This window comes from Paenibacillus sp. HGH0039 (genome assembly GCF_000411255.1).
Classification (GTDB): Bacteria; Bacillota; Bacilli; order Paenibacillales; family NBRC-103111; genus Paenibacillus_F.
The window spans coordinates 2,883,413-2,906,399 of the sequence record NZ_KE150412.1; the positions used below are offsets into that span (position 1 = coordinate 2,883,413).

The 22,987-nt window shown below is 52.1% G+C and carries 21 protein-coding genes and 2 pseudogenes; 7 read left to right on the plus strand and 16 right to left on the minus strand.

All coding sequences use genetic code 11. The features are described 5' to 3' along the window. Window positions 1-6 precede the first annotated feature (6 nt). The 3 genes from HMPREF1207_RS12575 to HMPREF1207_RS12585 form a co-directional block, all read right to left on the minus strand. A complete protein-coding gene (locus HMPREF1207_RS12575) occupies window positions 7-3,420 on the minus strand; it encodes a response regulator (protein ID WP_009675879.1) in 3,414 nt (1,137 codons plus the stop codon). 313 nt (window positions 3,421-3,733) lie between these two features. Further along, a complete protein-coding gene (locus HMPREF1207_RS12580) occupies window positions 3,734-4,378 on the minus strand; it encodes a histidine phosphatase family protein (RefSeq protein ID WP_009675941.1) in 645 nt (214 codons plus the stop codon). Between the two features lie 124 nt (window positions 4,379-4,502). Next, window positions 4,503-5,093, minus strand: coding sequence for a S26 family signal peptidase (locus HMPREF1207_RS12585; RefSeq protein WP_009675777.1), 591 nt, complete (start codon window positions 5,091-5,093; stop codon window positions 4,503-4,505). A gap of 485 nt (window positions 5,094-5,578) precedes the next feature. Here HMPREF1207_RS12585 and HMPREF1207_RS12590 point away from each other — a divergent pair, with 485 nt between their 5' ends. From HMPREF1207_RS12590 to HMPREF1207_RS12610, 5 genes are all read left to right on the plus strand, one after another. Further along, window positions 5,579-5,917 carry a sigma factor gene (locus tag HMPREF1207_RS12590; protein ID WP_009675882.1) on the plus strand — a complete coding sequence of 113 codons (339 nt, stop codon included), beginning with the start codon at window positions 5,579-5,581 and terminating at the stop codon, window positions 5,915-5,917. After that, the gene (locus tag HMPREF1207_RS12595) at window positions 5,901-6,167 is read left to right on the plus strand and encodes a sigma-70 family RNA polymerase sigma factor (RefSeq protein WP_009675923.1); all 267 of its coding nucleotides are present in this window, start codon (window positions 5,901-5,903) and stop codon (window positions 6,165-6,167) included. The genes HMPREF1207_RS12590 and HMPREF1207_RS12595 overlap by 17 nt, the downstream gene beginning before the upstream one ends. Next, window positions 6,145-6,927, plus strand: a complete 783-nt coding sequence (locus HMPREF1207_RS12600) for a DUF4179 domain-containing protein (protein WP_009675807.1) — start codon at window positions 6,145-6,147, stop codon at window positions 6,925-6,927. The genes HMPREF1207_RS12595 and HMPREF1207_RS12600 overlap by 23 nt, the downstream gene beginning before the upstream one ends. A gap of 233 nt (window positions 6,928-7,160) precedes the next feature. Continuing rightward, a complete protein-coding gene (locus HMPREF1207_RS12605; RefSeq protein ID WP_009676011.1) occupies window positions 7,161-7,901 on the plus strand; it encodes a glycosyltransferase in 741 nt (246 codons plus the stop codon). Next, window positions 7,901-8,632, plus strand: a complete 732-nt coding sequence (locus HMPREF1207_RS12610) for a glycosyltransferase (protein ID WP_009675804.1) — start codon at window positions 7,901-7,903, stop codon at window positions 8,630-8,632. The genes HMPREF1207_RS12605 and HMPREF1207_RS12610 overlap by 1 nt, the downstream gene beginning before the upstream one ends. Window positions 8,633-8,795: 163 nt before the next feature. Here HMPREF1207_RS12610 and HMPREF1207_RS12615 read toward each other — a convergent pair whose 3' ends face one another. From HMPREF1207_RS12615 to HMPREF1207_RS12635, 5 genes are all read right to left on the minus strand, one after another. Next, a complete protein-coding gene (locus HMPREF1207_RS12615; RefSeq protein ID WP_009675878.1) occupies window positions 8,796-10,277 on the minus strand; it encodes a protein adenylyltransferase SelO in 1,482 nt (493 codons plus the stop codon). A 583-nt stretch (window positions 10,278-10,860) separates the two neighbouring features. Further along, a complete protein-coding gene (locus HMPREF1207_RS12620) occupies window positions 10,861-12,774 on the minus strand; it encodes an FtsX-like permease family protein (RefSeq protein WP_016423706.1) in 1,914 nt (637 codons plus the stop codon). Next, on the minus strand, window positions 12,749-13,519 hold the full coding sequence (locus HMPREF1207_RS12625) for an ABC transporter ATP-binding protein (protein ID WP_016423707.1): 771 nt from the start codon (window positions 13,517-13,519) through the stop codon (window positions 12,749-12,751). The genes HMPREF1207_RS12620 and HMPREF1207_RS12625 overlap by 26 nt, the downstream gene beginning before the upstream one ends. Before the next feature lie 146 nt (window positions 13,520-13,665). Next, window positions 13,666-14,658: a sensor histidine kinase gene (locus tag HMPREF1207_RS12630; RefSeq protein WP_016423708.1), complete on the minus strand. Its 993-nt coding sequence runs from the start codon at window positions 14,656-14,658 to the stop codon at window positions 13,666-13,668. Continuing rightward, entirely contained in the window at window positions 14,655-15,356 is a 702-nt protein-coding gene (locus tag HMPREF1207_RS12635; RefSeq protein ID WP_009675774.1) for a response regulator transcription factor, read from the minus strand. Before HMPREF1207_RS12635 ends, HMPREF1207_RS12630 begins: the two co-directional genes overlap by 4 nt. Window positions 15,357-15,582: 226 nt before the next feature. Between HMPREF1207_RS12635 and HMPREF1207_RS12640 the strand changes: the two genes are divergently transcribed. Beyond that, a complete protein-coding gene (locus HMPREF1207_RS12640) occupies window positions 15,583-16,593 on the plus strand; it encodes a MerR family transcriptional regulator (RefSeq protein ID WP_231392039.1) in 1,011 nt (336 codons plus the stop codon). A gap of 66 nt (window positions 16,594-16,659) precedes the next feature. Here the strand turns inward: HMPREF1207_RS12640 and HMPREF1207_RS12645 are convergent, their stop codons facing one another. The 5 genes from HMPREF1207_RS12645 to HMPREF1207_RS12665 form a co-directional block, all read right to left on the minus strand. After that, window positions 16,660-18,117 carry an alpha/beta hydrolase family protein gene (locus tag HMPREF1207_RS12645; protein ID WP_009676039.1) on the minus strand — a complete coding sequence of 486 codons (1,458 nt, stop codon included), beginning with the start codon at window positions 18,115-18,117 and terminating at the stop codon, window positions 16,660-16,662. Window positions 18,118-18,327: 210 nt separating this feature from the next. Continuing rightward, complete coding sequence (locus tag HMPREF1207_RS12650; protein WP_009675845.1) at window positions 18,328-18,816, minus strand: pyridoxamine 5'-phosphate oxidase family protein; 489 nt, start codon at window positions 18,814-18,816, stop codon at window positions 18,328-18,330. A gap of 374 nt (window positions 18,817-19,190) precedes the next feature. Next, window positions 19,191-19,634 (minus strand): SRPBCC family protein, encoded by a 444-nt coding sequence (locus tag HMPREF1207_RS12655; protein WP_009675839.1) that lies wholly within the window; start codon window positions 19,632-19,634, stop codon window positions 19,191-19,193. A gap of 2 nt (window positions 19,635-19,636) precedes the next feature. Then, window positions 19,637-20,080 (minus strand): SRPBCC family protein, encoded by a 444-nt coding sequence (locus HMPREF1207_RS12660; protein ID WP_009676031.1) that lies wholly within the window; start codon window positions 20,078-20,080, stop codon window positions 19,637-19,639. After that, window positions 20,077-20,583, minus strand: a complete 507-nt coding sequence (locus HMPREF1207_RS12665) for a MerR family transcriptional regulator (RefSeq protein ID WP_009675986.1) — start codon at window positions 20,581-20,583, stop codon at window positions 20,077-20,079. Before HMPREF1207_RS12665 ends, HMPREF1207_RS12660 begins: the two co-directional genes overlap by 4 nt. A gap of 200 nt (window positions 20,584-20,783) precedes the next feature. Between HMPREF1207_RS12665 and HMPREF1207_RS12670 the strand changes: the two are divergent. Beyond that, a pseudogene (locus HMPREF1207_RS12670) lies at window positions 20,784-21,377 on the plus strand (DUF4386 domain-containing protein). Between the two features lie 75 nt (window positions 21,378-21,452). On the opposite strand, the pseudogene HMPREF1207_RS30255 reads toward HMPREF1207_RS12670, so the two are convergent. From HMPREF1207_RS30255 to HMPREF1207_RS12685, 3 genes and pseudogenes are all read right to left on the minus strand, one after another. Then, a pseudogene (locus tag HMPREF1207_RS30255) lies at window positions 21,453-21,626 on the minus strand (cyclic nucleotide-binding domain-containing protein); the annotation flags it as partial. 135 nt (window positions 21,627-21,761) lie between these two features. Continuing rightward, on the minus strand, window positions 21,762-22,175 hold the full coding sequence (locus HMPREF1207_RS12680) for a MarR family winged helix-turn-helix transcriptional regulator (protein WP_009675999.1): 414 nt from the start codon (window positions 22,173-22,175) through the stop codon (window positions 21,762-21,764). Window positions 22,176-22,242: 67 nt separating this feature from the next. Further along, the gene (locus HMPREF1207_RS12685; RefSeq protein ID WP_009675949.1) at window positions 22,243-22,977 is read right to left on the minus strand and encodes an SDR family NAD(P)-dependent oxidoreductase; all 735 of its coding nucleotides are present in this window, start codon (window positions 22,975-22,977) and stop codon (window positions 22,243-22,245) included. Between the last annotated feature and the right edge of the window lie 10 nt (window positions 22,978-22,987).

Below are 22,987 nucleotides of genomic sequence, written 5' to 3' on the forward strand. Positions count from 1 at the left end.
AGTGATCTAAGTGATCAACCAGGTCTTGAGCATACTGACTAACTGTGTGGTATTAATCGGTTTCGAGATGTAATCGGAGGCGCCCGCCTGCAGGCATTTAACCCGGTCCTCGTCCATAGCTCTCGCTGTCAGCGCGATGATGACAAGCTTCTCGAACTCCGGCATTTTGCGGATCTCCCTCATGGTCTCGTAGCCGTCCATCTCAGGCATCATGATATCCATGAATACCAGGTCGACTTCGGGATGATTCCGGAGAATGATCAAAGCCTCTTTGCCGTTCTGGGCAAACTGTATATTCATGTTATACCCTTCCAGCACACTGGACAAAGCAAAAATATTCCGCATATCGTCGTCAACCAGCAAAATGTTCTTGTCTTGGAACGCCGCTTCCGGATTATGGAGCTTCTCGATCAGCTCCTGCTTGTCCGCAGGCAGATCCGCATGTTTACGGTGGAGGTATAGAGCCGTTTCATCGTACAACCTCTCCATGGACCTTACATTCTTGATCACGATGCTTTCCGCGTAATGATGGAGGCGCTGCTCGTCCTGCTTGCTTAATTCCTTGCCCGTAAAAATAATGACCGGCAGCGTCTGGAGCTTGCGGTTGGTCTTCACCTGCTCAAGCAGATCGAAGCCGGAAATATCGGACAGACCCAGATCGAGCACCATGCAGTCAAAATGATGGGAGGCCAGCTGTTCCAGCGCCTCCCGGCCCGTTGCGACCGCGACGATGTTCACGTCCGGATGGGCGATAAAAGCGACTACGCTGCTGCGCAGAACAGGATTGTCTTCCACAATGAGCAGGCTTTTGGTACGCCTGCGGATGTACGATTCGATCTGCAGGAAGGCCGCTTCCAGCTCGTGAACGTCGTTCGGCTTCTTCCAGAAGGCGAGCGCCCCCATGGCCAGCCCCTGCTGGTTCTCTTCGGCCGTCGAAATGACATGAATCGGAATATGGCGGAGCTCCGGCCGGCCTTTCAAGCGGCTGATAATGGACCAGCCGTCCAGTACGGGAAGCTGGATGTCGAGCAGAATCGCATCCGGCTTGTACGCGTGAGCCAGAGCCAGTCCCTGGTCTCCCTGGGAGGCGACAATGGCCTTGAAATTTCTCTGCCGTGCCAGATTCAGGAGTGTGGACGCAAATTCGGCGTCCTCTTCAATGATCAGCAGCAGCGTATCGCCCGGCTGCAGGTTGTCGCGGTCGTCTTCCATCTCCGCGAGCTGGAGCAGCTTCGGATTCGAGATGGAGATATCCGGCACGAAGGATTCCTGAAAGCTGCTTTTCCCCCGCTTGGCCTGCTCAGATGCGGCGGACATGGTGTCGCTTGCCGCGGCGGCTTGGGAAACGGCGGTGCCGGGCTGCGCAGCCGGCAGATGCAGGGAGAAGGTGCTGCCTTCCCCTTCCGCCGAGCTGACTTCGATCCGGCCGCCCAGCAGCGCCGCCAGCTCCCGGCAGATGGTCAAGCCGAGGCCCGTGCCGCCGTATTTGCGGCTGGTCGTGCCGTCCGCCTGCTGGAACGCCTCGAAGATGCTCTCAAGCTTCGAGGCGGGGATGCCGATCCCCGTGTCGGTGACGGAGAAGACGATTTCCTCGGCGGCGGCCTGTCCCTCTCGGCCGGTTGGAGCGGATGCGCCGTGAATGGAAAGCGTGACGGCCCCTTTTTCCGTAAATTTAAGCGCATTGGACAGCAGGTTGTTCAAAATTTGTTGAAGTCTGTGCCCGTCCGTCAGGATGCTTTCGGGAAGCCGTCTATCGCTGTGTATGTCGAAATGGATATTTTTCTCCTTCGCCTGCTGTTCGAAATGACGGTACAAGTGACTGCTGACATCCTTCAGGTAGGTCGGCTCGACGACCGCCGTCATTTTGCCGACTTCCAGCTTCGCCAGATCCAGAATCTCGTCAATCAGCGTAAGCAGGTCCTTCCCTGCCGAAAAAATGGTATGGATATATTCAAGCTGCCTGGAATGAAGATTTCCTTCTTTATTTTCCGCAAGGATCTGGGACAGAATCAGCAGGCTGTTAAGCGGCGTCCGCAGCTCGTGCGAAACGTTCGCCAGGAATTCGGATTTATATTGAGCCGCCATGAAAATTTCATCGGCCTGCTCTTTAATTTCGATTTTCTGCCGCTCGGTCAGCTCAACCTGCTGCTTTAGATTCTCATTGGAAGCCAGCAGTTCCTCCGCCTGCTCTTTGAGCTCGTCGGCCTGCTCGGAGATCTCGGTCTTCTGCAGTTCGGTCAGTTCCATCTGCTCCTGAAGCTGCTTGTTGGACTCGAACAATTCCTCCGCCTGTGCTTTCAGCTCGTCCGCCTGCTGCTTGATTTCCTCTTTCTGAAGCTCCGTAAGCTTCATCTCCTCCTGGAGCCGCTCGTTGGACGTGTGCAGACTGTCCGCCTGCATCTGGAGTTCTTCGGTTTGAGCCTGCAGCTCTTCCGTCTGGCTCTCGAGCTCCTCCGCCTGCATCTGCAATTCCTCGGTCTGAGCCTGCAGCTCCTCGGTCTGGGATTGAAGCTCCTCGGTTTGGGCCTCCAGCTCTTCCTTCTGCAGTTGGGTTTCTTTCAGGAGCTCGCCGATCCGCACCACATCCGCCAGTGTATTCAGCAGAATGCCCATGTTGGCGGTGGTCAGATCAATTAACTGTCGTTCTTTGGGCGTAAAATCGCGCAGCGAAGCCAGTTCGATAACAGCGACGACTTCATCCTCATAGCAAACGGGGACGATTATTAACGCCGCGGGCTTCGTATCGCCCAGCGCCGAATGAACTTTCACATAACCGTCCGGAAGATCATGCAGCAGGATCGTCTTCTTATCCAGGGCGCTCTGGCCTACAAGCCCGCTGCCCAAAGCGATCGGCTGCCGCCGTTCCGCCGCCGTATCATCGTAAGCGTAGCCGGCCGCGAATTGCAGCAGGCCGTCTTTTTGTACATAAAGAGCCCCGTAGGCCGCTTGTACGCATGAAGCCAGCTTGCCGATGAAGATCCGCGAGGCCGTCGCGATCTGAACGGACCCCTGCAGCAGAATCGCCATCTCCGTGACATGGACGTTAATCCACGCCTGCTCCTCCGCTTCCAAGCGCAGAATGCGCTCTTCTTCGGTTTTGGTATACAAATCCACCGCGAGAGAGCGGAAGGACTGCGCCAGTTGTCCGAATTCGTCTCCCGCCTCGGCGGAACGGTCGGAAGGATTTACCGTGCCCTGCGCTATGTCTCCGACGATCTGCGAGACTCTGTGCATGCCTTTATTAATCCCCCGGTGAATACCGGTAATAAGATAAACGCCCGTAGCAAGACCGATCAACCCTAAAATCAAAGAAAGAGCCAAAAACACTCCGTCTAAAAATATGCAAGCCATCGCGGTTAAGCCGCCTATAACCAGGATCGAAACGGCGGTTCCCAACCACACCTTCCCTTTAATGTTCATGCCTTTCCACCCTGCCTTTCCCCAATAAAGCAATTATAACTTTCCGCAGGCGTCATGGGTAGTGCGGGATGGGTCAGGGCAGGAAAGCAGTTTTCTCCAGGATGGAAGAAGCGGCCTGCCTCACGGAGCTTCCTCACTCAAATGTAGGAATACCGCACGGCTTAAAGACAAAATAAGGCCATCCTGTGCGGATGGCCCTGGCTTGATTGACTATGTCGGAGGCAGGTTCTGCTTTTCCATCAGTCTCTTGCTAGGGACGAACCGGATAAGGCCGGATTTTCCAAGAATTTCTTCACCGGCCGGTCTGTACCAGTTACTGTTCCCGCAGTGAATTTTCAAGCTCGTTTAAAGAAAACTTACCTACAATTTCATATCCATTGCCTTCTCCTTTCGGTTTCACAACAACGGTTCCCATGTAAGGAATCTCTCCCAAACCGATCCCTTTAGGGAAACTGTGAGCAAGGATAACCCTGTTGGTTCCGGGAAGCGGCACTTTTTCCAAAACGGAAGTCAGGGCAGCTAGTGTATTCTCCTTCTCGGTCGCGGATACCGGACTGCTCAGCTTGTAAATACGGACCCAGAACGGATCTAATTCAACCTGTTCCTTACCGAAAGCTACCTCTGCGGATTCCCGTGTCCGGCAAAAGGGACTGGCGGCAACCGGAGATTGAACGGGAATTTGCAAACTCCTGAGCGTCTTCCCAAAAAGCAAGGCCTGAGCTCTGCCGGCCTCGGACAAATTTCTTTGCGTGGAGCAATCGCGGAAGATGAGATTCGGCTGATCCTCTCCGATCGTTGCTTCTCCGTGCCTGACGAACAGAATGTATCCTCCCTGACGAAGTGAATCCAGTAACGACGAGTTAACCGGATTCGTTCTCGTTGTTCCTTCTGCCGCCCCGATTTGCGCGGATACCATGAGGAGCCACAAAGTCATCCATATAAACCTTTTTATTCTCATACTTCCTCCCATTCGGAACAAAAATTCTAAGGAGTAGTATGCTCAGGGAAAGAAAATACAAACGGAGATAAACGGCTATTGGTTCCACGAATTCATAGCGGAGGTGTTCCAGACCGAATACTCGCTACGGGTTGCTGCATTTCTTGCAAACTCCCATAACCTTGCCCTTTAATTCTTGTAACGACAAGCTGCGGAATGTCGAGGTATTGCTCCTGGACCAATCATCACCGATGACGAAGACTTCATTACCGCTCAAAGTGATTTCTCGTACCTGTTTCTTATAGATTTCTTCGATCAGATTTTGTTTAGCCAGCTCCTCCATGTCACTCGTTTGGAACGCTTTGTAATCATATCCCCGAATATGGGCAGCCCCGTAGAATGCGGTAAGTTTGGCCCCGTTAATATAAACCTGTCCGTTCGTTATGTTTATTGTTTCATTCGGAAGCGCGACGATCCTGGACACGTCATGATCCCCATAGTACACGATGTCCCCTCTTGCCATGTCCCGGGATTTGTAATAAGAGGTATCTACCGCCACATTCTTCTCTAGTTCATGCTGGCCGCGATCCATTGCGTCACTTAGCGGATTAACGACTGTATGATTTCCGGCGGATACTTCTGCAATGGACTCCTTCGTAACTTTGTCCTCTATCGTCTTTTCGGAACATGCGGCAAGTGAACCTAGCAGAAGGGCCGCGAAAAGCCATTGTTTCATCGTTCATCCTCCTCTGATCGGTATAATACCTTTTGTATGAAGCTTTGCAGCAGGGCGGTCAAGTGAATACGCCGCTGCAAAAAACTCCTTTCAGCCCCGCTTACGCAATGGTGACGGATGAGTACGGAGCTACCTTTAGAATTTACTCCGAAACCCGACAATAGTTTCTTCACGCTTTTTATAGAACCCGGATGACTGTACCCTCTGCGTATGAAGGCGTTCCTCCCGGAAGGGCCGACAAATCGCTCGGGGTATTTTCTGCATGCTTATGCGGACTCGGTACTTAATATCCGGCATATCTTTCCTCCCCTGGCTTTCCCCTAACCTTTTCCGCCCCTATTCGTCCTACTATCCGTGGAAGCAAATCCGCCGCAGGGCGCATCCGGCTCACCTTTTCACCCTTTCGCAAAATTTTTGGGAAACTAGTGAACCTTTTCAGTCCAGAGAGCCAATCTCTCATGTATACAAGTTCAGGGGGCCCTCGAATGAATGACGAACAGCTCGAACATTGGCTCGACCGGCTGGCGGGCGGGGATCAGGAAGCGATGGAAGAGATCTATCGCATGACCCGGCGCAAAGTTTATGGAACCGTCGCCGTGCTCGTTTCCAATAAAGAAGACGTTAACGATATCGTCAGTGAAATTTACTGCCAGCTGTGGCGCGCATTGCCCGGCTATGACCGCAGCCGTCCTTTTCATTTCTGGCTGAACGGAATTGTCATCCGGCAGGTCAGCAGCTTGGCGCCGTCAGCTCTGGAGACGATTCCGTCTGACCGACAAAACTTCCCGTCTGAGCGAAGAGCCGCATGTGGAAACACCGGATGAAGCTCTGGCCGGTAACGAACTCCGGCAGGATGTGCGGGATGCCATTAACAGGCTGCCTTATAAACTCAGGGTGGTCATTATATACCGCTACTTCTACGAGTATACGTACGATGAGATTGCCGAACTGCTGGCGATTCCGCCTGGCACGGTAAAATCCAGAGTTCATCTGGCCTTAAAGCGACTGCGCGCCAAATTCGACACTCAATTGGACGGGGAGGCTTATCCGAATGTCTATTCCAGAAAACATTAAAGAAGCGCTGAAAGATCAGATCGAAAACGCCGAGGTTCCGCAAGAAGTGGATCGGCGCGTCCGCCAGTCTTTCCTCGAATTTCATAAGAAAAAGGAGTCCAAACCCATGAAAAAAAGACTTATCGCTTTCAGTATCGCCGCCGCTATCCTTATTCCTACGAGTGTATTCGCCTCCTTGGGCGGATCATCTTACTTCTTCAAAGAATCCGCCAACATCAACGGGCTGGTCAACGAAGGCACCAAGCGTGCCCTTTCCGAAGGCTTATCCGTTCCGCTGAACGAGAAAATTACCGATCACGGCCTAACCGTCCAGTTCTCCGAAGTATACGTAGAGGATAGCAAAGTGCTCGTGCACTATAAGATCACCGGAGAAGACGGGAAGCTCGTTCCTTACGAATTCGATACCCGCGGCCTGAATGTCCTCTATGACGGCAAGAAGAACGGCAAGCAGGTCGAGAATCCGACCTACCAGGAGAACGGATTGGACGGTTTTTCGGTCCTCAGCTTTATCGGCACAGGTAAAAAGGACCGGCTTCCGTTCACCTTGACGGACGCGGCCGGAAACGTGATCCACACGGGCATCGCCGAGAAAGACCAGCCGGAAGGCGTGCTTGCTTTCGTCACGAGCGGAGCCAAGCTGCCTGAATCTATCCGCCTGAACGTGAATATCGACCGTATCGGCGCCACCAAAGGCAGCTGGAAAGCGCAGTTCACGATCGACCAGAGCAAGGCCAAGCAGGCTTCCGAGAAAGCGCATTGAGTCCGGCTGATGATAATTTCGAGAAGATAAATCAGGAAGAAGACGCCGGCTGCCCGGCGTCTTCTTTTATATGTGCATCCCTACCGTTTTTCGCGGCACGTTGATTTTCTCTTAACAGATACCGGCAAGGTTGTGCTTTTGCTCTATTTTCCTGCTGTGCCGTTCCTATTACTAGCATTTTACATATCGTAAATTGAGATCGTTTGGAAGTCTACGGATAGGAGGAACGAAAAATGAAAGACGGCTCAATAGAATCTGTAAAAAAGCTGGGAGTTTCCGTTGTCACATGCACCAATCGCCGCAGTTATTTAAAAAATCTGTTGGATAATTACAAGAGACAAGACCACCCGACTAAAGAGCTTATCATCATTGTGAACAACGATAAGATACCGCTTGCCCCCTACCGGGAATCAGCCAAAAAACTTCGGAATATCCGCATTTTCCGCGTTTCGGAACAAACCTCTCTCGGCGCTTGCTTGAATTACGCAGTCAAGAAAGCCAAACACGGCTACATTGCCAAGTTCGATGACGACGATTATTACGCCCCCTATTATCTCACCGAAAGCTTGCAGACCTTCCGGCAAACAAAAGCCGATGTTATAGGAAAACGGGCCCACTACATGTATCTCCGCGGATCGAAGACGCTTATCCTTCGTTTTTCGCAGGATGAAAACCGCCCCGTCACCCGATTGCCCGGGGCTACTCTCGTCATTAGACGCGACGTTTTGAAGAAGGTGCCGTTTCCGGACCGGAACGTGGGGGAAGACGATCTTTTTTGCCTAAGAAGCAAGAAAAAGGGGTTCAAAGTCTACTCCGCGGGAAAAGACAACTTCGTCGCCATACGCCGAAAAAACTCCAGCAACCACACCTGGATCATCAGCGATAAGGAGCTAATCACCCATCACAAGAAAATCCCCAACGTGAGCAATTACAAGAAGTTTGTGCAAAGAAAACCTAAGGGTGGCGTTCTCTAATGGCGAACCCGGATGCCGTTCGGCCGGAACATGCCGTTTCCGTTATCACTTGCACCAAACGGCGGGACTGCCTGGAGGCTCTTTTCCAAAACTACAGCAGGCAAAATTTCAGAAACAAAGAGCTGATCGTAATCCTCAATCAGGACGACCTCAAGGTGAACGAGTATATGCAAGCCGCAAAAGCCTATAAACATGTCCGGATATACAGCTTGCCGGAGCATATGTCTCTCGGAACCTGCCTCAATTTCGGCGTCCGTTTATCGAAATACAACCGGATCGCCAAATTTGACGACGACGATTACTATGCTCCCGACTATTTGACGGACAGTATGCGGATTATGGCGAAAACCGGCGCCGACATCGTAGGGAAGCGGGCCCATTATATGTATCTGAACGGGACAAAGACCCTCCTTCTTCGTTATCCCGCCCGGGAAAATCAATATGTCTCCCTGGTGCAAGGGGCGACCCTTCTCGTGAAGCGGCACGTGTTCGACAAAGTCGGATTCCCCGATCAGAACCGGAGCGAATGCGTGAAATTTTGTTCCGACAGCGCGGCAAAAGGTTTTACCATTTATTCAGGCAGCCCCTATAACTTTCTGGCGATCCGCAGAAAAAATTCCAAAGATCACACGTGGATCGTAAGCGACCGGCAGCTTTTGGAGAGGAATGCCAAGCTGGTGAGAGCGAAGAACGCGCGGGAATTCGTAAGCCGCCGGAGTTTGGATACTTAAGCTTACGGCGATAGGAAGACGGCAGCCGAGAGTTTCCCGGTGGCGCCTCCATCCGCAAGGCGGCATACAAAAAAAGCACCGTTCTTTCGAACGGTGCTTTTTGCGGCCTTTTATGGCCCGATTGTTTAAACAACGGGCCGCACAAGCCTTACCCCGTCTGCGGTCACGTGCCGCAAAACGTCCGGTAAGGGCTGTCGCAAGCCTCCGGCAGCGTGGAGTATGCGGCCTGTTCGGGCGAATGCGCGAAGGGGTTCGCCAGAACGCCCAGCAGCCGCTCCATTACGCTGTAATCCCCCTGTTCCACCGCGGCTTCCAGCGCCTCTTCCACCCGGTGGTTGCGGGGGATTACGGCAGGGTTGCTGCTGCGCATCAGCTCATGCGAGGCGGCTGCCGATTCCGGCTGCCTGCCCCGTCTCGCCTGCCACGACTCGTGCCAACGGGTGAACTCTTCATCCCCGGACAAAGCCGTGTCTTCAAGCTTGCCGAACGTTAAGGCAAGGAACGTGTTGGTGTAGTCGGCCCCCTGCTTCCTCATCAAACCGAGGAGATCCTCTATGAGGGACTCATCTCCCTCCTCCTCGTTAAAGAGGCCGAGCTTCGCCCTCATGCCGGCCAGGTAGCTCCGGTTATGCAGCACGCCAAACTGCGCGATTGCCTCCTCGGCCAGCTTGATGGCCTGCTCCTGATCGGCATGAATCAGCGGCAGAAGCGTTTCGGCGAAACGGGCAAGGTTCCAGGCCGCTATGTGCGGCTGATTGCCGTAAGCGTAGCGCCCGTAGGTGTCGATGGAGCTGAACACCGTCTCGGGGTCATAGGCGTCCATGAAGGCGCAGGGACCGTAATCAATGGTCTCCCCGCTGAGGGCCATGTTGTCGGTGTTCATCACTCCGTGGATAAAGCCGACAAGCTGCCACTTGGCAATCAGCGCCGCTTGGCGCTGGATGACGGCTTGAAGCAGCGACAGGCAGCGGTTCCCGCTGCCTGCGGCGGCGGCTTCCGGGTAGTGTCTCTGCAGGGTGTAATCGGCCAGCGCCCGCAGATCTTCGGCAGAGCCCCATTTTGCGGCGAACTGGAAGGTCCCGACGCGCAGATGACTCGCGGCCACGCGGGTCAGAACCGCACCGGGCAGCTCCGTTTCGCGGTAGACCGGCTCGCCGGTGGTCGCCACAGCCAAGCTGCGCGTAGTGGGAATGCCGAGCCCGTGCATGGCCTCGCTGATGATGTACTCGCGCAGCATCGGCCCGAGAGCGGCCCGGCCGTCGCCCCGGCGGGAATACGGCGTCCGGCCCGGCCCCTTGAGCTGGATGTCCACCCTCTCGCCGTCGGGAGTGATCTGCTCTCCGAGCAGCACGGCACGGCCGTCGCCCAGCATCGTAAAGTGACCGAATTGATGTCCTGCGTAAGCTTGGGCCAGCGGTTCCGCGCCTTCGGGAATCCGGTTGCCGGCAAACACTTCGGTCCCCTCGTTACTTTTAAGCGCTTGACCGTTCAACCCCAGAGATGCCGCCAGGGCATCGTTAAAAATAACTAAATCCGGCGAAGCTGCGGGAGTCGGATTCGTCTTGGTAAAAAATATTTCCGGCAGACGGGCATAACTATTGTCAAAATTCCAACCGGTTTCCGGTCCTGCTTTTTTATCCGTCATCTTATCTCCTTCTGTTCTCGATCATTTAGTTGGATCGCTTAACGGGTTTGCAGATAGGAGTGCGCCTCTACACAGCTGCGTCTCCTCGTAAAGTCCTGTCCTTTTATAAACGTATATTACCCTTTCTATACCCGAATCACTCCCTGCCGCCTATGGGATGAAGCGAGCTGTCTTTATGTAACCACGTGTACCTTGCGGGTGTGAACGTTGTGCTTGTCTCTGTTTCCGCCTCAAGCTGGGAGAGGCTTACTTCATTATTCTCTCATCCGGGACAAAATTTCAAATCTTTTTTAAACGAGAAGAGCTTATTGACTCTAGCAAATCCGGCAATAAGCCCTGTTTAGTCTATTTAGCTGTCTTGGAGAATCAGCGTGCCCAGTTCATCATGACCGGCGTCAAGTTCGCTTCGATCAGGCTGGCCGCATAAGAGTACCGTTACGATGGCAAAAAATTTGGCGCTGTCCAAGGCTTCCTTTTTCCAGCTTATTTTCTGCTTTAACCGGATCGCCCTTCCCCTTCCATCTCCGGCAAAGAGATCTTTCCTACAAAAAACAGCCCCGCATGATGCGGAGCTGCCTGATTTTCATCCGTTTTTCGGATACATATGCTGCAAATAACGCCAGCGGATAAGCAAGAAATAAACAACCTGAATCCCGATGAAGGACAAGAAAATGAGCACCGAATTCGTCCAGACGGAGAAATCCACCAGATGCTGCAGAGCGATAAACGCTACCCCGCTGTGTACAAGCGCCATGACGATCGGCAGGAAAAACATGAGCAGCAGCTGCCTCGTCACAATCCGCCGCAGCTCCTTGTTCAGCAAGCCCATTTTCGCGATCATCCGGTATTGCTCCCGGTCCCGCTCCATATCAGCGTACAGCCGGAAGTACAGGAAACTGGCGGCAAAGGTGAAAAATACGACGCCTACCATCGTGCTGATAATGAACAGCAGTCCATTGGTCTGCTTATCGGACAGCCAGTCCAGCACTAACGCATCGAATCGGCCGAATTCATCCCTGCCGATTTCTTCTGTCAGCACACTCGCGACATCCCGGGTATTCTGCCAATCGGCCACGTAGAAAAAGTTAAAATGCAGCTGCGTGTCTTCAATCTCCGGCACGGTTTCAAACATTCGATCGGAAACGACAACGGTATAGTGGCCGTCCGGCAGGATGACGGTCGGCACATACTGCTTTACCGTTACGTTCTTTTGCCAGGTTTCACTTATTCCGAGGTCAATGGAGTCAGGCACGATTTCCTTCTTCTCTTTAATTTGAGTAGCCAGAAAGAGGCTGCCGGGCAGCAGCAGGCTTTCCCCGTCCGCCAGTTCTTCCGTATCGTGCAATCCCAAGGTTTTGGCCAGAGCGTTGAATTCGCTCTGCTTGACGAGGACAAGACGTCCCCACAGCCGCTTTGCATGGACAACGTTTAAGTCGTAAGCGAAGCCGTGGTCATCCAGTTGTTTTTTGATCCGTGAAACAACTTCTTTTTCCTTTTGAACGCTTAGGTCCGTTTTGTACGTGAAGGCATAGGGATTCTCCATCTCTTTCAGTCCCGGATGATTCATCGCGAGCACTGTGCCGATTCCGGTAAAGGCAATCGCCGAAACGATCGTGATCATGAAAAACATCGTCGCGTTATCCTTCATGCGATACGCCAGCTGCGATAAAACCAGCAGGTTCGTCCGTTTGAAGAACACGCGGTCCCTCCGCTTCAAGCTCTTGAGCGCGTACACGCTGAGCTGCGTAAACAGGAAGTACGTGCCTGCGACCACCAAGCCGACGCCGGCAAAGAGCAGCCAGAACGAGTGAAAGTATCTGTAGACGTAAAACATCACAACGCCGTATCCGGCCAGGATCAGGACAATCGCCAAGACCGACAGCAGCCGTGAAGGCGCAGGCTCGGGCTTCGGCTTTTCATCCGACTGGAACAAATCCGCGAGCCGGCCGGCTTTCACGATCCGGGAGGTGACCAGCGCGACAACGCCAAACAGCAGAACGAATGCGGCAGCGGTCGTAACAATGGCCAGCACCGGCATGTAGAAGGTCAAGCCCACCTTGATGACGAGCAGCTTGGCAATGGCGAGCAGGATCATCTTTGTGAAAATAAGCCCCACGGCAATACCCGTTACAATCGAGGCTCCGCCGATAAACAAGTTCTCGATGAAAACGAGCCGGCGCAGCTGCCGCGGGGACATGCCGTGCATCATCAGAATGCCGAATTCCCGCTTGCGGGTTTGCAGAAAAGTGCCGGCCGAATACAGGCAGAAGAAAAACGAAAAAATGAAGATGATCACTTGCGAGAGGCGCATGCCGTTGGTCGCGAGTGCACTGATCGTTCTGCTCGTCGATTTCAGCTCTCCCTGCAAATCGGGGTGAAACAGCAGCAGGGCATAGACGAAAAAAACAAGGACGGAAAACGAGCTGCTTAAGAAGTGCGCCAGATAGACCCGTTTGTTGCGGATGACGTTATTAAACGCGAACTGTCGGAAAGTCATGTCTGTAACCTCCTAGCAGCGAAAGGGCGTTGATGATCTTCTGGTAAAAGACTTCACGGTTTCCTCCCTGCGTGATCTCATTATGAAACCTGCCGTCCTTGATAAATACCACGCGGTCGCAGTAGCTTGCCGCCATCGCATCGTGCGTGACCAGCATCATCGTCGCTTCCTGCCGCTTGTTCATCGTCGTCAGCAGTTCCATGACATCGCGGGCCGATTTGGAGTCCAGATTGCCTGTCGGTTCGTCGGCAAGCACCAGCTTCGGCGAATGAATCAACGCGCGCGCGATGGCCGTCCGCTGGGCCTGTCCGCCGGAAATCTCATAGGTCCGCTTGTCCAGGACCGACGTAATGCCAAGCTGCTCCGCGATCGGCTCCAGCAGGCTTTTCATTTGATCCAGCGCGACTCCTTCAAGCGTAAGCGGCAGTAAAATATTTTCCTTCACGGTCAGTGTAGGCAGCAAATTGAACGATTGAAAAATAAAGCCCAGCTTGCGTCTGCGAAACAGCGCCAGCTCGTCCGCGTTCATCCGGTGCGGATAGTTGCCGTCCACGCAAACCTCCCCGGACGTCGGTTCGTCGATGGTCGACACCAGATTGAGCAGCGTCGTTTTGCCGCTTCCGGAAGGTCCCATGATGCCGATGAACTCCCCCTTCTCAATCGTCAGGTTAATATCGGACAGCGCCTCAAACGGCATCTTTTCATTGTAAATTTTGCATAAGTTCGTGACCTTCAAAATAGCCAAGCAAAACACGTCCCTTCTTGCTTCTAGCATACCCCAAGCGATCCGCCGCTCCTATATCGCTATCTTGCGCCAATCTTACAGGGATGTAAGTCTCCGCGAAGTATACACACCGGTCTGTACACAAAAAGGCGAAGAGTGATCGCTCACTATTCGCCCTGTTCGGTCGCATACGGAAAAATGATGCGGACGGTCGTCCCTTTGCCGGGCTCGGACTCGATCTCCACCCGGTGATGCAAGCGGTCCGCCACTTCCTTCACCAGATACAGGCCCATGCCTGTCGATTCTTTAAACTTCCGCCCGTTTTCGCCTGTAAAAAACGGATCGAACACCCGCTTCAAATCGGATGGGGGTATGCCGACGCCGCGGTCCGTGACGCTTAGAATGACGGCTTTATCCTGCGCATGCGCCTTGAAGGCAACCTTCGTCCTGCTGCCGGCCGAATAAGTAATGGCGTTCGAGATCAGCTGCTGGACGATGAACCGGAGCCATTTGGCGTCGCTCTCGACCGTGACGCTCTCGTCAATCAGAAGCTCCGGATGCACATAATGCCGAATGAACGACCGCCGGTTATCCTGAATGACCTCGTTCACAAGCTCTCTCAGCTGCACTCGGTAAATATGGAAGTCCTGAGCGAACGTCTCCCTCCGTGCCATATAAAGCACCATTTCGAGCCCGTGACGCAGCCGGTCGGACTCCTCCGCGATACTGGCAAACCGCTCGTCGTCGCCGTTCTGCGTGATGAGCTGGATGACCGATAGCGGGGTCTTCATTTGGTGAACCCATTGATTCATGAACGTCAGGTGCTGCCGCTGTTTTTCCTCCCACACGTGCTCCCGCTGTTTATTCGCGCGGTACTGGGCGTCCAGAATCTTCGTTAAAGACGCTGCAAGCGGCGCACGGCTTACCTTGAGCTCCCGCGGCAGGACGTCGCTCGGGTCGGAGATGTACCGGTAAAACGCCCGAAGCCGGACGTAGCGGTACATCAGATAAACAAGCAGCACGCAAAGGCCGAGAAACAGCGCGTACAAAGCGGTCCCTAGATGGTTGTACCCGTCCAGCCAGCAAATAAGCAGAATGACCAGCATCTGCACCAGACTGAACCCGATAAGCGGCACATGGTCCCGTACAAACAACCTCATCGCTTCGTTTCGCCCTTCCATGTGAGGTGCAGCCGGTACCCGACGCCGCGCAGCGTTTCGATGGCATCGTCCATGCCGAGTTCCGCCAGCTTCTTGCGCAGCCGCGTGATGTTGACGCTGAGCGCGTTATCGTCGACATAGCTGTAATCGTCCCACAGCTTGTCGAGAATAGTCTCCCGGCTGGCAATCCGGGGACAATGATGCATCAGCGTCTCCATTAGCAGCGATTCCTTGCGCGTCAAAAGCGTGGACTGCTCCTTCAGCCGCAGCTCCATCCGCTCGGGATACAACATCAGCCCGTCCCGTTCCACAATGCGTTCCTTCGTCGCATAATCGCCGTAGACGCGCCTGATCTGGCTGCGGATCTTGGCCATCACGATTTCGTAATGGAACGGCTTCGTGATATAATCGTCCGCCCCGCTCTCCAGCGCCATCACCTGATCCATTTCCCCGTTCCGGGCGGAAATGAAAATAATCGGACACGTGGACACTGTCCGGATTTGGCGGCACCAATAGTAACCGTCGTAGCTCGGCAGGTTGACGTCCAGCAGTACGACCTGCGGGAGCTGCTCCTCGAACGATTCCATCACGCGCTGGAAATCATCCACCACGATCGCTTCGTCCCCGTATTTTTCAATGTGCGACTTCAACAATTCCGCTATTTTGGGATCGTCTTCGACGATCATAATTTTGTTCATCCGGGAAAATCCCTCCCTATTGTGCAAACGCCTTGGCGTCACCTCCATTAAACCACAAAACAGCGCGCGTCCCAATAAGGGACCTAATGGCGAGGAGCTGCATTCCCCTCAGCAGAGCAACAACCTTCTGTTCGGTTATAATCTTAAGGAACGGTTTATTTTAACAAGACCCGTATACTCCCATTGAATCTCCAGTTACAGGAGATAGTAAACTAACTTTTCGGAGGTGAGTGGTTTGCATTCCAAAAGCGGCACGGATTCGCAGAAGCAACAAGCTTCTGATTCTACAGACCAAGAGCGGACTTATTCGATCGGGGACGTGGCCAAAATAATCGGATCCACAATCAAAACCGTGCGTTACTACGATGAGGTCGGATTAGTAAAGCCCGCTACCTACACAGAAGGAGGGCACCGGTTATACACGACGCAAGATATATGGCGTTTAGAGCTGACGATAACTCTGCGTTACTTGGATTTTGGAATTGATGAAATAAGGCAAATCATCTCCCGGGAAACACCCGTTGATAAAGCGCTGGACTGGCAGATCGAGTCCTTGGAGTTACAGGTAAGCACGCTGTCGAATATGATTTCGATTTTGCGCTTGGCGAAGGAGAATGAAGGGGATTCCCTACAGTATGTCTATGATCTGGTCCATGAACGGGCCATCAATAACGAGAAGCGAAGCCGTTTCATCGCAAAAAGAGTGGAAGAATCCAAATTTTTAGAGGGCATTCCTGCGGAATGGAGAAGTTCGCTTCTTTATAACTTTAACAAGTACATTGTAAATCAGACGAAAACATCAGCCAAACAAACCGTTGCTTGGAACGAGTTACAGGAGCTTATTAACGATCCTGAGTTTATTTCGGACCTTAGACAAGATGAGTTTCTGTTTTTTAATATGGTCCATCAACCTCGATTGGGTGCGGACGCATGGATCAAGAGCCTTGAGGGAATACACACCCGGTTAAATACGGCTTTGAAGCGCAAATTATGTGCCGAAAGTCCTTTTGTACAGGCCATTGTAGAGGATACGGCCATGCTGTATGCGAACTCGGAGCAATCGGTTGATCAAGAAGAGTTTTTTCGCTACTTTGCCGAATATTCACAGAGAACCCGATCGGAGCGCATCGAACGCTTCAATACGCTGTGCTCCCTCTTGAGCCCTAAATTCCGCTTGTTTTCTCAAGGAAATCTCTTATTGCTTCAAGGTATAAAGTGGAGGCTTGAACAGATGTAGCCCTTTAACGAGAAGACGAGGGTTATTCGCCCTCATCCGTTCGCTAACTACGGCGGAAATTCAGGATCAGCCTTTCTCCAGCGTGAACCCCGGATGTTCGCCGATAGTCTGTTCCAATAGATTAAACGGCTTTTGCTTTAAATAATGGTTAAAGAAATCAAGCGAGTATTCGTTGATCAGCCGGTGCGCCTTTCGTACCTCCACCCCTTCCATCTTTTCAAACACGGGTGAAATCAGATACATATCGGAGAAGCCCATATGTTTCATGGCATTCATTTTGATCCAGTAATTTCCGCCAGTGGTTATATATTTATATCGCGCTAATGTTTCGTCAAAAAACTTAGTCAGTTCCTCTCTTGTCGTGCCCTGAGAAGTGATATTCTCATCGCTCATATTCTTCGTACCGGAAAGCGTGTCGTCTGCGCTAAACATCAGAAACGGCTTTCTCAGTCCTTCCGCCGGAATCCGCAGCTCGCCGTATAATCCGCCGTCCATATTGATCGCCGCTTTAATCCGGGAATCCGCCATCAGCATTTGGACGGCTGTCGCTCCGCCGAAGGAATGACCGAACATGCCCATGTTCTCCAGATCCATTCGGTTTGTAAAACGATTGTCCGGATCGTTCTTGGCAAGCCGCTCGATTTGATCGACCACAAACTTTGCGTCCTCCACCCATTCCCCGTTTATTTTATCTAAATAGGCGACCGTATTCCCTTCTTGAGGGACAAAATTTACAACGCGGCCATCGGGGAAGACCGATGTTGTACTACGGTAAGTATGATCAATGCCTACCACGATATAACCCTGACTGGCCAATTGTTCGACCTCGAACGTGTTTTGATTTTTGGTTCCGTTTAAGGAATGCGAAAACACGAGCACGGGATAGGCCGGTTCCTTATCGGATAGTTCCGCTTTTTCAATCGCATGAGTTTTAACCAATCCGATGCTCGTAAATAACAGCTTAGGCAGATGAAGCGCTTTGCCGTATCCATCTGCAAAAATATCCGCATGAGACACATAAGAAGCCGTTTTTCCCTTTGCGTTCATGTTCGCCGGATACCAAATCTGTACCATCAATTCTCTCTTATCGCCGGAATCGGGAGTATGAGTCTCCTCTCGCCGATCGTCCTTCCAATGATAGGAGACGGTTCCGATTTGGTACGGGCCGGACGGTTTCTCGAACGTGAATACCGGGAGCAGGACGGGCAGTGCCACGGCTGCGGCAGAATAAAGCGCGGCAAGCGCCGTGATCAGGATGATCCTCCGGGTTCGGGCTGCCTTCTTTTCCTCTTCCTTTGGTTTGATCCTGTACCTTACCGCAAAAATCGCGACTGGGATTAAGGTCATCGCATAGACCGGGATCATTTGCCAACGCATGCCCTCGGTAAGCCCCTGCGTCAGCGCCAATAGGGCGGAAATTCCGGAACCAATAAGCAGCACGCGCCGCGGCTTGTTCTTGGCCATTATTGACCAACCGAGCAATAAGATATTAAAGACGGTAACCAGCATTTCAAAAGACCTCATAAGAGAAAACCCTCCATTTACAGTTTTGGCTGCTTGCAGCTCAAAGTATAAATCCTCCTGTAACTGGAGATTCAACCGTTGTTTCTGTAATAGGTCCTCTTAATTTCCCCATAAAAAAATCCCCTCTAAGTAAACGGTAAAGTGCTAGTTAAGCACTTTTTACTTAAAAGGGATGCTATCCGTATTGTGAGGAGCCCGTTCTGTATAACCCTAATCCAATTCGACGGTTTTATTTAGATCGGATTCGTCATTCTCTTTTCCCGTCAGTTTCTTGAACATATTCTTCACCAGCTTCATTCTGTTGCCGGCTTCCCAGTACTCGGCGGTTTCCGCTTTGACTTTAATCAAGACGAGACCCGGATCATCGCTCGAAACCCCGAAAAACTTCTCGTACATAGGACTCCAAAGCTCTTTCAATTTGGCCCTGTCTTCAATCAGTTCAGCTTCACCGCGAACCGATACATACGATTTGTCCACGTAAGCCAGATTGACGCTCTTATTCTCAAGAAGCTCCCGATAAACGCTCTTATCCTTCATGGTCATAAACCACAGGTCCCCGTCGAATTCCACTTCCTGAGTGCTCATCGGCCGGGATACCAATCCTTCGCTGCTTATGGTCGTGAGCATGGCGACGTCGATGCCTTTGATTAAATCCCGGACCTTCTCGATAGCTTCCTGATTTTTTTCATACGCGCTCATTGTAACATCTCCTTCACGAGTTTGTCGGTATAAAGATGGAACCATCTGCCGGTTCCCTAATTTTGCGCATTCTCTCTTTTATATAAACCAAACGGATAGACCGGCAAACGGAAAGCTCCGAAAGCCCCGCGAGTTAAGCTTAATCCGTGCTTTGCCTAAAGCGATGCCGCATCGGCGCGAAGCTCCCAGCGCGCGGTGCTTGGCGTCACAGGACGTTGGTTAACCAGTCCTTGTCCATGATTTTGCGCTATTGCGCGCGGAACATACAAAAGGAAGCTTCGCATAGCGCGAAGCTTCCTTTCTTTCACCGGCTTTTCGGATTACTTTTCGGATTAAAGGTTACCGTTACCGGGCAATGCCCGCTGCAAGCTTACTCAGCTTCCGGCCAATTCCGCCAGAACCTCGCCCATTCTGTCGAGGTTCTGTTCATTGGCTTCCACACAATAAGGCTTGGCCTGTTCGAAGTCCTCTTTTAGCTTGAAACGCTGGCGGAAGGTAACCTTGGTGCGTCCGTCCAGATCCTCGAAGGTTCCCGTTAACCGGAATTCGTGGCCGGATAAATGATCCAGCACGACCCGCTCCGGCGCTACAACCTCAACAAAGACGCTGTGGTTGGGGTAATCCGTGCCATCCGGTCCGTGCATGATGAGGGTCCACGTGCCGCCCGGCCTGATGTCGCACTCGTGAAACGTATTCGTGAAGCCCTTCGGTCCCCACCACCGGGCTAACAGTTCGGGGGTTGTCCATGCCCGGAAAACAAGCTCCCGCGGAACATCAAACTCGCGCGTGGTAACAAGTTCATTTTCGCCGATCGCCATGCTCATTCCTCCCCTTCCAGTACCTTGCCCAGTGCGTCCAGCATCGCATTTGTACCGTGTTCCCGCACCTCCGGCGTATCGTGTCCGTCAAAGAACGCGGCCTGCTCCGTGAAAATAAGCTTGGTGCCGTCCTCCACCGCGATCAGCTCGATCGTTGTGATCGAGACGGAGATGCGCGTGTCCCCCGAATCCAGGGTGTACGTATAGACAATGCGCCGGTCCGGAACAAGCTCCTGGTAGTTCGCATCGAAGGTGAAGACCGGGCCTTCCGGCGGTCCGCCGCTGCTGTACTCGCGTCCGCCGATCCGAAAATCGAAGACGTCCGGCTTCGAAAACCATTTCGCTTTGGCGTCCGGGTCGGACCAGGCGTGATAAACCCGCTTCGGCGAAGCGGCATAAACTCTCTCGACGACGAAGGTCGCATGTTTAACGAATTGTTCGTTCATTGTTTGTCCTCCTCAAGTTTCGGCATTCCGCTCTCCCCGGCAAGGAAGTCTCCCAACCGGTCCAAATGTCGTTCCCAGCTCGTTTGCCGCTCAATGACAGGCTTTTCAAATCCCATTTGCATCGCTTGCAGAAGGTCTGTGAAATCCTCTACCGTTACTTGCGCCTTTCCCTGCATAAGCTTGGATACATGCCCGAGCTGCTCCAATAGCTTCTGCTGCCGCCTGATCTGCTCTTTGATTCGGTCCATCTGCAGATGGACGATCTCAAGCGGGCCGATTTGCCCGCCGGTTAGGACCGACTTAATCTCCTCCAGAGATAAGCCCATCTCCTTAAGCGATAAGATCTGGTGCAGGCGCGACAAGTCCGATTCGCTGTACAGCCTGTGGCCGGATTCCGTCTGGGCGGATGGAGAGAATAAACCGATTTGATCGTAATAACGCAGCGTACGTACGGTAAGACCCGTCAACTTGGCGAGGTCTCCTACTTTCCAATGCCTCTTCATGCATCATCTCCGCTTCATTAGCGCTAGCTATATACCGGTAACTGTATTATAAAAGCTTACGTAACGTAAGCTGCAAGCGAAATAATCGTTCAACCGCAAGATTTTTTGGGCGAAAGGAGCAGAATCCTTGATTTAAGTCAATGAACCTTCCCATCCGGCCTATTACAATGAAATCCATGTAAACTAAAGGAGGTTAGGGGATGGTTCTTTCAAGAATAGAGCTAAAGCAGCAGCGAACAGCCGCTCTGACTGCCGGCATCGCACTGATCGTTATGACGCTTGCCGCATTTTTTCCTATGGCTTTGTCCATGAAAGTCTTCTGGTGCAAGGCGATGCTAGCCTCACCTTTCAAGCCGTCACATCATCGAGAAACCTTTTCAAAGCGGAAAACGGCTGTTTTGGGGACCGCCCTGCTGAATTTAATCGTTGTGCTGCTTCTTTCCGGCCGTGCCGGCTATTTATCCTTCGTTAATACCCAGCAGCTTCAAGCCTATGTGATGATGTACTTGGAAGCGTTCGAGCTGATCTGGTCTATGGGTTTGATTATTTTCGGCGTGCATCTGCTGATTATAGGCGTTCTGGCTTTAAAATCTGACCGGATACCTAAAGTCATTGGCATCTTATTGTTGATTGCTTCCCTAGGCTATATGGCCATTCATCTGTGTAACCTGTTACTTCCGGACAACGAGACGCTTACGATGCTGCTTAATGTTGGTTTTAGGATCCCTATGATTGCAGGGGAATTGGGCTTTGGAGTATGGCTTCTGGCAAGAGGAGGACAAAGCTCTGTGTGAGGTGCGGGCTCTTCTTAAATCTTATCTTGATGAACCCGCCTCTTAATTCTGCTTAAGGATTCCGGGGTAATGCTACTGCCTTACGCATCCCTTCAACAAGAAATAACAGGCCGTGGGAACATCTCCTTGTCTAAGGAGCACGGTTCCTTTTTTATATTCCTTAATAAGGATCTCATCAAGGACAGCCTGTTTTTCTGCTTCGTTAAGCGACGTATATCGGGTTAAATACTTGAGCAATAGTTGTTTCATAGCTGCTGTTCTGTCACCATCCAAGACTAGTCATAGAGCTCCATTGCCTAGCGAACTTATGCTTCCGGGCCACGCAGCGGACAATTTCCCCGCGCTTCTTACCCTGCTTATGCTAAGGCTCACCGCGATGTAATCTTAGCTGTTCAGCTTTTTAAATAGATTCGCCAGTTCCGCCCTCTCCTCGTCGGTTAATTTTTCGAATAAATTTCTGCGCAGTCTTTCTCCCTCCAAAGTGGCCCGTCTAAGGACTTCGGCGCCTTGGTCGGTAATGCCCAAATAAATAATGCGGCGATCGGACTCATCCACCATTCGGACGGCTAATTTCTTCGCGACGAGCTTTTCCGATAAATAACTGAGCGTGGGCGGAGTAAGGCCCAATATTTTCGCAATGTCCGAAGGCCGGCTTTTCCCGTTTTGCTTGAGATGACCGAGCACAAGAACATGAGAAACCCCGAGATCCTCATTGAATGTTTTGTTCCACTGGATAATCAGACCGTTGGTGAATTTGTCCATGTTATGTATAAGTTCGAAAACCGTTTGCTCTTCCATAAAATCCTCCTTGATAAAAGAAACGACAGCCCTTAATGAAAATTAAGGACTGTCATAATCTTACACGCTATTGCGCAGAGTATCCACCATCAATCACTAACTCGGAACCTGTAATATACGAAGAAGCGTCGGAAGCCAGGAACAGGGCCGCTTTGGCAATATCGTCCGGTTGTCCCAGGCGCTGCAGAGGCGTCATTTGAATCAAGCGGCCCAACAAATCCTTGGAAGTGCTCAGAGCTTGAGTCATCGGAGTTTCGATGATCCCCGGGAACAGAGCGTTCACGCGGATGCCTTGACGGCCGAATGCCGCGGCAGCCGCTTTGGATAGAGCGCGTACCGCACCCTTGGATGCGGAGTAGTGGTTGAAGCCTTGTCCGATCAGAGCCGTATAAGAAGAAATGTTTACGATGGCGCCTTGCTTCTGTTCAGCCATATACGGAGTAACTTGCTTTATACCGGCAAACGGACCGAAGCCGTTAATGGAAAGCATTTTCTGCCAATCCTGCGCGTCGATTTCTTGGAAAGGTTTTTCCGAAGAGATGCCCGCGTTGTTCACGAGGATGTCGATTTTGCCGAAGCGGTCGTTTACTTCCTTCGCAAGCGCCGCCCAATCTTCATCGGAAGCCACGTTCAATTTCATCCCGTGTACATTCTGCTTCCGGCTGGCTCTCTCAAGCGCCTCCTCATTGATATCCGCTGCGATAACGATGGCGCCTTCCTGTGCGAAAAGATCTACCATACGTTCGCCGATACCGGAAGCTCCGCCGGTAATGATCGCTACTTTGTTATCCAATTGTCCCATTTTACATGCT